The organism is Collinsella sp. AM17-1, from assembly GCF_003470665.1.
GTDB lineage: Bacteria > Actinomycetota > Coriobacteriia > Coriobacteriales > Coriobacteriaceae > Collinsella.
In genome coordinates this window covers 25502-34218 of sequence record NZ_QRJZ01000026.1, presented here as the reverse complement: position 1 = coordinate 34218, position 8717 = coordinate 25502, and the positions used below count along the sequence as shown (strand labels likewise).

Below are 8717 nucleotides of genomic sequence, written 5' to 3'. Positions count from 1 at the left end.
AAGGCGCCACACTGGTCTGCGGGGTGTTCTGAAAACTAGGCCCGGCCCCCGCCTGCGGTGACGCTGCTGCGAGCGGTCTGCGATGGGGCCGTTGTTGGTTGAGGCCGCTGGGCTGATGTGGGGGCACGTGGCCGTTGCAGGCCCTGGTCCCGGCGGCGGCCCCGGCGCTTCGCGCCTGCCGCCTTGGGGGACTGCGGAGCACGGCCGGCAGCTGCGGCGCGTTGCGCCTGCTGCCATGGGTGACTTTGGGGTCGATTGGGGCTGTCTGCACAATTCGCGGTATTATGTTGCGGAGTTTTGAAAGGAGCCGCTGGTGGTCACGACGACGTTTGCTTCGCCTTTGGGCGAAATCCTGCTTGCCGCTGATGGCCGCGGTTTGACGGGGCTTTGGTTTGAGGGACAGGAGCACTTTGGTTCCACGCTTCTCCGGGAAGACCCCGAACATGTTGAAGGCGCCGACGCGGTTTCCGGTACCGGTGGGATGTCTTCGGTGAGTCCGGCAAATGGCGCGGCTTCTTCGGTGCTTGAGCGTTCTTGGGCTTGGTTGAATGCCTATTTTGCGGGGCAGGAGCCTCGATTTACGCCGCCGTTGCATATGATCGGCACGGCGTTTCAACGTGAAGTTTGGTTTGAACTGCTTTCAATTCCACGTGGCGAGGTCACTACGTATGGCGAGGTCGCCCAGCGTGTTGCGGCTCGACATCGTGTGCCGGGAAACGAGGCACCCGTCGTGTCTCCTCGTGCGGTGGGGGCTGCGGTTGCGCGTAATCCCATTTCGATAATCGTGCCGTGCCATCGCGTGGTCGCGGCCGACGGATCGCTCAACGGATATGCCGGCGGCCTCGACCGCAAGGAGTGGCTGCTTCGGCTTGAGGGCGCGTACGAGGAGTAACTCCAGGGCACTTTGCATGACGAAGGCGCCGCGAAGGGACGAGTCGCTGTCCTTTCGCGGCGCCTTTTGTTTAACGGCAGGAAACCCCTATTGCTCTTGCAGGTCGTAGACGGTTGAGTTGCCGATGGTCTGGGCCGTGTAGTTTCGAGCGACCCATTCGGCGATCTCGCTTGCAGCGCTCGAACCGCCCATCTGCGTGCCGCCCATACCGCCACCCATGCCGCCGCTTGCGATGTAGTAGCGGATGAGGCCTTGGGCAACGTAGGCCTTGAACTCATCGAGCGTGGGCACGGGGTCCGATCCGTTAAAGCCACCGATGGCCATGACGGGAAGCTCGCTTGCCAGTTGGTAGCTCGCGGCGTTTTGAGAGCCCGTGGTCGCCGCCGCCCAGCGGTAACCGCTGGCATTTTGTGTGAGCAGCTCGACCAGGCTATCGTTGGCGGACGTGCCGCCGAGCAGGCCAGAGCCGCCGTTCGGCATACCCACGTCGGTGCTGTCCGAGTCACTCTCGCCGGATGAGCTGTCGTCTGCGCTTCCGCCAGCGCCATTCGGTGCCCCGTTGCCGCCGGGGCCACCACCGCCGGGGCCACCGCCCATGTTGCCGCTCGGTCCCGCCGTGACGATCGAGCCAGTGTGCCCGGTCGAAATCGTGCAGGCGGTCCAAACAATCGGCCCAGCTAAGAGGGCAACGATGCCGATCGTCGCAACGCCGCGGGCGCCGTGTTTCAGAGTCAAAGGCCATGTCGTAGGCAAGCGATCCTGCATCCAAAAGCCGATGATGCAGAGTGCAAGTCCTGCCGCCACGCCAATCACGCCGATGCAGACACCCAGCCAGGCAAAACTGCCGGAGCGTAGAATCAGCGCCATATCCCAGGTGCTCGTCACGGCGATCAGAAGCCCCGTGATACCCGGCATCCAGGGGCGATCGCGCAGTGCAAGCAGGCTGGCCACGCATATGGCGACAAGCGTGGCAATGGCGGGTGAGAGCGCCACGGTGTAGTAGGCATGGAAGATGCCGGCCATAAAACTAAAGACGAGCCAGGTCACGACAAGCCAGGTGCCAAAGATGACAATCTGCGCGCGGCGAATGCGCGTGACGGTGTCCGGGTCGACTTCGTGCCTGCGTTTTCCCAGATAAAACCTACCAAAATAAACCTGTCCCTTTTTGGCGGGCGTGGCGGCGATAAGGCCGAGTATGATGGCGGCGAAGGTGATGGGGGCGAGCCAGGTGATCTGGTCGCCGAAGTCGCTCGTCCATAGGCGGAACAGGCCGGTTTCGCCCCACATGCCGCCCTGGCTGGCGCCGTTGAGTGCCTCGGACGCTCCGGGGATGACCGAGCCGGTCTCGTTGCCGGTTAGGCGCCCCAAGCCGTTGTAGCTAAAGGTAAGCTCGATAAACGAATCGGTCTGCGAGCCTCCAAAATAGGGGCGCGAGCCGCTCGGCACCAGCACGGTGAGCAGTACCCACCAGCCGGCGCCGACGACCATGGCGCCGAGCGCCACAACGGCGTCGACCAGGCGGCGCGGCCAGGTCGTGGGCGAAAGCAGTAACATGGCCAGACCAAAGCCAGGGAGCACCAAAAGCACTTGGAACTGTTTGGTCAAAAAGCCCAAGCCGATCAACAGCCCGGCCACGGCGTACCAACGGGTGCGTACGCGGTTGCCGTGGCGGTCCGCCGGCAGTTCGAGCCCACGTAATACGCAGGCTGCGGCACCCAGCATAAGCAAGATAAGCAGGGCATCGGGGTTGTTGAAGCGGAACATGAGGGCCGCGACGGGCGTGGTGATAAACACGATGCCGGCCACGATGCCCGCGGCGTTGCCCCACACGCGGCGTACGGTGGCGTAGAGCAGATACGTGCATGCCACACCCATGAGCGCCTGCGGCAGCAGGATCGCAAACGAGCTCAGGCCCAGCAGGCGCACCGAAAGCGCCATGAGCCAAATGGATGCGGGTGGTTTATCGACGGTAATGGCGTTGCCGGCATCCAGACTGCCCCATAGGAAAGCCTCCCAGTTCTTGGAGCCCGCCTGTGCGGCGGCGCTGTAAAACTCGTTGGCATAGCCCGAGGCGGTCAGGTTCCAAAAGAAGACGAATGTGGCTGCAAGCATGAGCAGTGCAACGGCGATCCAGTCGATCGGGCCGCGGGCGGGGGCGAGCGATGGGGCCGAGGACGCGCACAGCTCGCGGCGAAGAGAGCGCGCCCCTTGTGATGCGTTCGCCGATCGGCGACGGGTATCAAGGCTCATCAGGCATCAGCCGCCTGCTTGAGGGGATAGCGATATGCGTCGGGCCGCGAGGGACACGTCTGTCCCTCGCTCGCCTTGAGTCGCTTCATGCCGGCAAGGTCCTTACGTACCGTGTCGACGATGTGCACCGTGGTGCCGGGATCTTCCTTCCATCGCACGGCAAACTCGCAGGATGCGATGCCCATGCGTTCGGCCAGGACCAAAAGCTCGGTGTCGAAGAACCATTCGTTGTCTTGGATAAACGGCAACAACGTGTCTGCAGCCTCGGCAGAAATCGCCTTAAACCCGCACTGCGCATCGTGAAAATGCACGTCCAGATAGCCCTGCAGCATGCGGTTGTACGAGCGCGAGATAAACTCACGCTTGGCGCAGCGCTCCACGCGCGATGCCGGCAGCAGGCGTGAGCCAAAGCAAACGTCGGCGCGCCCGTCCAAAATGGGGCCGACAAGTTCGGGAATCTGCCGAATATCGGTGGAAAGGTCGACATCCATATAGGCGCGCACGCGGGCCTTGGACGTGCTCCACGCGATTTTGAGAGCACGGCCGCGACCCTTTTGGGGAATGCGGATGGCACGGAGCGTAAAGGAAAACTTGCAGGCGAGGATGCGGGCGAGTTCCCAGGTCTTGTCGCTGCTGGCGTTGTCGGCAATCACGATCTGCCAGGTAAACGACTTGGCATGGAGTGAAATCTCGCGTAACTGATCCATCAGTAGCATGATCGAGGAGCCGAGTTCGGCCTGCTCGTTAAAGACGGGGATGACAAAGTCGCAGTCGACTTCGCGCGGCTCGCCGCAGTTGAGAATGGAAGAAGGGGAGGGCTCGCATTGGATTGCCTGAGCCGTCGCCGTGGTTTGTGGCCGAGCGTCTGCAGACGTAGGGCGATTTTGCGTGGCGGCAGACGCGGTGCGGGCGTCCTGCGTGATGATATCGGGTTTAGTCATGATGATGCCTTTCTGTTCAGGCGGCTAGACGGAAAGGGAAGTCTGCGAGGTGGCGTGGCTATTGACTGCGTCCGTGGACGTATCGCCTGCGGCGTCGTTTGAACCGTCGGCCGAAGTGTCGGCTGTGTCACCGGCGTCGGGCGTGCCCGTGGGCGCCTGCCCGTCCGGCGCTGCGTTGCCATTTGCCGTACCCTCGCTAGTGCCATCACCCGTGGTCCCGTCTGCACCGGGCATGCCGCCACCCTGCATGCCGCCCTGGCCGCCACCCATGCCACCCTGCGCGGCCTGGGCCGATCCGCCGGTCGCGGCGCTCATGATGGCACCACCTGCAAGCCCGCCAGCGAGGCCACAAACGGCGGCGAGCGTTGCGACTAGGAGCAGGTTGGCGGCGCGACTGGGCCGTTTGTCGTCGTGCTCTTTGGTGGAGATCGTCTGCTGCGGGACGGGTTCGGCGACATATGCGCGGGTATCGGGAGCGGGCGCCGACGTGCTGGCGGGCATGGCGCGCTCTCCAGCAGACTCTCCCGCATAGAGCGGATTGACGACCGTGGCGGGCACATCGCTCGCTGCGTGTTGGGATGCCGTATTGGGCTCGGCGCTCTCGCTGCCGGTGACGCCGTCGGTATTGCGGTTGAACAAGCTGTCCATAGTGTTCTCCAATCGGATAGGCGCGGAGCCGCCCGCGTTGGCGGCTCCCGCATCAAAGGGGATGGCATGGTCTTGGCATGCCGTCGCGAGGTGGTACGGCTGTCCTCGTGACGATGCTGTTCTACCGCGGCCGGTATGCGTCCGGGCGCTCGGTATCGGCGGCTTAAGTTTGGCTAAGCCACATCCTGCGTATTTGAAAACGCGCAGGTTGAGCGGCTAAGGCTGCGCTAAGGCAGTTGACGGTGCGCTATCATCGGCAGTATCGAAACTTGTATAGCCATGCGCCAAAGGAGCAACTATGAAGCTGATGCTTGCCGAGGACGAACCCGGCCTCTCCCGCGCCCTTACCGCGATTCTTCAACATAGCGACTACGAGGTCGACACCGCGCTCGACGGTCTGACGGCGCTCGAGTATCTGCTCGCTAACGACTATGACGCCGCGATTCTGGACATCATGATGCCTGGCATGGACGGCATTGAGGTGCTCAAGCGCACACGTGAGGCCGGTAAACGTCTGCCCATCATCATGCTTACGGCAAAAAGCGAGGTGTCCGATAAGGTCGAGGGCTTGGACGCCGGCGCCAACGATTACCTGACTAAGCCGTTTGCCGCTAAGGAGCTGCTCGCTCGCATTCGAGCCATGACGCGTGCCGCGACGGCAATTGATGCCACGACGCTCAGCGTGGGCAATGTGCGTCTCGATACGGCATCGTGCACGCTTGTGGGTCCCTTGGGCGAGGAGCATCTGGCCAATCGCGAGTTTCAGCTCATGGAGCTCTTTATGCGCAACGCCGGCACGCGCATGCCCACCGAGCGTCTGATGCTCGAGGTTTGGGGCGAGGACGCGCCCGAGGGCGCCAATGTGGTGTGGGTCTATATCTCGTACCTGCGCAAAAAACTGACGGCGCTGGGTGCCAACGTGGCCATCCGCGCGTCGCGCAACCAGGGATATTCGCTCGAGGTTGTCGAGGAAGGCGAGTAGGCGTGAGCGTACGCGCGTGGTGGAAGCACGTGACTGAGCGGTTTCGTGCCACCTTTCGTAGTGCAGGGCGGGCAAATTCTGCTGACGCATTGGGCCGCCGCCTGCGTCGCAAGTTTATCCTCGTTGCCATGGGCGCCGTGACCGTGGTGCTCACGCTCATCATTGCCGGCATCAATGTCGTGAATTACTCGCACGTCTGCAAAATGGCCGATGCGCGCTTGGACTATATCCTGGCAGGCAAGGGCGGCATCGATTGGGAAGAAGAGCCCAGGACCGATCCCGGCCAGGATGTGGGCGCCGGTAAGGCCGCTGCAGGTGACCGGGTGGCCGTGCGCGCCGGGCATTTTGAAGGTATGACGGCGGAATCTCCCTTCGACACGCGCTACTTTACGGTGACGCTTGTCGATGGACAGGTGGTCGATGTCAATACCGCCCGCATTGCCGCGGTGGGCGCCAAGCGTGCCGCCCGTATTGCCATGGGGCTGGATTCCAAGGGATGGACTTCGGGCTTTTCTGGTAACTACCGTTATACGGCTACGGTTCAGGGCGACAAGACAACCTATGTGTTCGTGGACTGTTCGCGCGAGCTTGCAAGTTTCCATTCGTTTTTGAGCGCGAGTGTGGCAATCAGCTGCATTGGCTGGCTGGCGGTGCTGGCAATTGTAACGGTCGCCTCGGGCGCCGTGATTCGACCGATGGTCGAGAGCTACAGCAAGCAAAAGCGCTTTATTACCGATGCGAGCCACGAGATCAAGACACCGCTGGCTGTGATTGATGCCGCGAACGAGGTACAAGAGATTGAAAGCGGCGAGAGTGAGTGGACGCAGAGCATTCACGAGCAGGTGGCGCGACTGACGGCACTTACGGAGCGTCTGGTATTTTTGGCGCGCATGGACGAGGGCTCGGCGGGCTTTACCATGGCGTCGATCGATCTCTCGGAGGCAGTTGACAAGGCAGCCGCGCCGTTTGAATCGGTGGCGGTCTCGCGCGGCAAGCGCCTGTCGATGTCGGTCGCGACCGGCGTGCGCGCTCATGCCGATGCTGCGGCGGTGACGCAGGTGGTTGAGTTGCTGCTGGACAACGCCACGCGCTATGCGAGCGAGGGCAGCGTGATCGAGTTGAGTCTGCGCGCCGTTTCGCGTGGTGCGGGCAAAGGCTCGGCAGAGCTTGTCGTATCGAATGCCGTCGATTCGCTGCCCGAGGGCGACCTAGATCGATTGTTCGACCGCTTCTATCGTGCGGACGTGTCGCGTAGCTCCAAGACGGGCGGCTCGGGCGTGGGCCTGTCTGTGGTGCGTGCCATCGCCGAGGCCCATGGCGGCTCCGCTACCGTGTCCAGCCACGACCATCAGATCACCTTCATCGTCCGCTTCTAAAACCTGCCAAAAAGGGACAGGTTTATCTTGGCAGGTTTTATCTGGGGAAACGTCGACGGGAGGGGGTATGGGCGAAAACTGCGTCCCGGAATTCTGTCTTAGAATGGGATGTGCTTTCCGAACGCGCTCTCGAGTGGAAGCTTCAACCCAGAATATTGCCTCAGAATGGGATGCCGTTTCCGGATGACACTATCGGCAGAGTGATCTTCTACGCTCGCTTTTGCAGAGCGTAGATTGATTTGTCCATGTTGAACAGATAAGCCACAACGCAGACGATGAAGAACATCGGCAGATTACCGAAACCGAAGACCTCGCAGCCAATGAGGATCGGCGCGAGCAGCGTGTTGGTGGCGCTGCCAAAGACGGCGGCGTATCCCAGCGCGGCGCAGAGCTCGACGGGCATGCCGAGAATCCCGGCGAGTACGACACCCAGGCTGGCTCCGATGGAGAACAGCGGCGTCACCTCGCCACCCTGATATCCTGCGGCAAGCGTGGCGATGGTGAGTACGAATTTGAGCGCCCAGTCCCAAGGCATGATGGTGGCGGTGCCGTCACCGTTGAGTGCCGCCGATATCAGGTTGGTGCCAAGTCCGCAGTATCGCCCTTGCCACAGCGCGAACAAAATCGCCGACAGCACAAGGCCCATAACGGCAATGCGCGTATAAGGGTTGGGGAACAGCCGCGCCGCAAGGGTCTTGGCGTGGGCAAGGCACCAGGCAAAAGCGCCACCCACCATGCCAAACGCGATGCCCAACAGCGCCAGCCGTACAAGACCGGGGAGGTCGAGCGCATACGAGGCGGCAACGGTGACCTCGAACTTCTCGAGCCCCAGGGCGCCGGAGGTCATACTTGCAGCGAGCGAGGCCGTAAGCGCGGGGAACAGCGCGCGGTACTCCATGCGTCCTGCGACTAGTACTTCGATAGCAAAGACCGTGGCGGCGAGCGGCGTTCGAAAGAGTCCGGCAAAGCCGGCAGCCATGCCGATAAGCAAAAACGTGTTGCCGGGGTCTCGGAAAGGTAGACGCCGGCCGATCCAGTGCGAGACGGTTGCGCCAATCTGCACGGCCACGCCCTCGCGTCCCGCACTGCCGCCAAAGAGGTGCGTTCCCCACGTGCTCAGTATAATGAGCGGCACCAAACGCGGGGAGATGGCGCCCTCGCGCCCGTGACCTACGTCGAATACTAAGCTCATGCCCCGATCGGTGCCTTTGCCCCAGGTACGGTAGGCAAATACGATGGCCAAGCCCATGAGGGCGAGGAAGGGAAGGAGCAGTACGATGTGCGCGTCTCGGAAGGCGCCAATCGTCAGAAGCACGCGACCAAAGAGGGCGCAGATGGCTCCAACGATGATGCCAATAGGGATTCCGACGGCACCCATAAGCACGAGGCCACTATAGGTGTTGACCAGGCGTTTAATCCTGCTCGATGCGCTGCTTTCTGACATTTTGCTTTCCGACACTTGCTCTCTTGATAGAAAAAGAGCTGGAGTTGCGCATCGTTGAGAGGCTTTCCAGCTTTAGCAAAACAAACTTATAAGATGCGACGGGCCGCGTCAAGATAATTACCGGACAGCCTGGGAGGAGGCTGGTTGGCTGGCTTAAAACCTAGCGCGTGAAATGACGCCCCAC

7 protein-coding genes are annotated in these 8717 nt (G+C 62.0%); 3 read left to right on the top strand and 4 right to left on the bottom strand.

All coding sequences use genetic code 11. The features are described from left to right. Positions 1–313 precede the first annotated feature (313 nt). Positions 314–892, top strand: coding sequence for a methylated-DNA--[protein]-cysteine S-methyltransferase (locus tag DW195_RS09745; RefSeq protein ID WP_233540859.1), 579 nt, complete (start codon positions 314–316; stop codon positions 890–892). Between the two features lie 87 nt (positions 893–979). Here DW195_RS09745 and DW195_RS09740 read toward each other — a convergent pair whose 3' ends face one another. The 3 genes from DW195_RS09740 to DW195_RS09730 are packed head-to-tail and all read right to left on the bottom strand — an operon-like array spanning position 980 to position 4731. Then, entirely contained in the window at positions 980–3142 is a 2163-nt protein-coding gene (locus tag DW195_RS09740; protein WP_118206583.1) for a glycosyltransferase family 39 protein, read from the bottom strand. Further along, complete coding sequence (locus DW195_RS09735; RefSeq protein WP_118206582.1) at positions 3142–4083, bottom strand: glycosyltransferase; 942 nt, start codon at positions 4081–4083, stop codon at positions 3142–3144. The genes DW195_RS09740 and DW195_RS09735 overlap by 1 nt, the downstream gene beginning before the upstream one ends. A 24-nt stretch (positions 4084–4107) precedes the next feature. Further along, positions 4108–4731, bottom strand: coding sequence for a hypothetical protein (locus DW195_RS09730; protein ID WP_118206581.1), 624 nt, complete (start codon positions 4729–4731; stop codon positions 4108–4110). 298 nt (positions 4732–5029) lie between these two features. On the opposite strand from DW195_RS09730, the gene DW195_RS09725 reads away from it, so the two are divergent. Both DW195_RS09725 and DW195_RS09720 read left to right on the top strand, forming a co-directional pair. Next, complete coding sequence (locus tag DW195_RS09725) at positions 5030–5713, top strand: response regulator transcription factor (protein WP_118206580.1); 684 nt, start codon at positions 5030–5032, stop codon at positions 5711–5713. Between the two features lie 2 nt (positions 5714–5715). Beyond that, positions 5716–7089, top strand: a complete 1374-nt coding sequence (locus tag DW195_RS09720; RefSeq protein ID WP_147356510.1) for a sensor histidine kinase KdpD — start codon at positions 5716–5718, stop codon at positions 7087–7089. Positions 7090–7297: 208 nt separating this feature from the next. Here DW195_RS09720 and DW195_RS09715 read toward each other — a convergent pair whose 3' ends face one another. Next, entirely contained in the window at positions 7298–8533 is a 1236-nt protein-coding gene (locus DW195_RS09715) for a chloride channel protein (RefSeq protein WP_118206578.1), read from the bottom strand. Positions 8534–8717 lie beyond the last annotated feature (184 nt).

Coding starts and splice junctions, on each gene's coding strand:
- DW195_RS09740 (WP_118206583.1), bottom strand. CDS start 3,142: ATGAGCCTTGATACCCGTCGCCGATCGGCGAACGCATCACAAGGGGCG.
- DW195_RS09730 (WP_118206581.1), bottom strand. CDS start 4,731: ATGGACAGCTTGTTCAACCGCAATACCGACGGCGTCACCGGCAGCGAG.
- DW195_RS09715 (WP_118206578.1), bottom strand. CDS start 8,533: ATGTCAGAAAGCAGCGCATCGAGCAGGATTAAACGCCTGGTCAACACC.
- DW195_RS09735 (WP_118206582.1), bottom strand. CDS start 4,083: ATGACTAAACCCGATATCATCACGCAGGACGCCCGCACCGCGTCTGCC.
- DW195_RS09725 (WP_118206580.1), top strand. CDS start 5,030: ATGAAGCTGATGCTTGCCGAGGACGAACCCGGCCTCTCCCGCGCCCTT.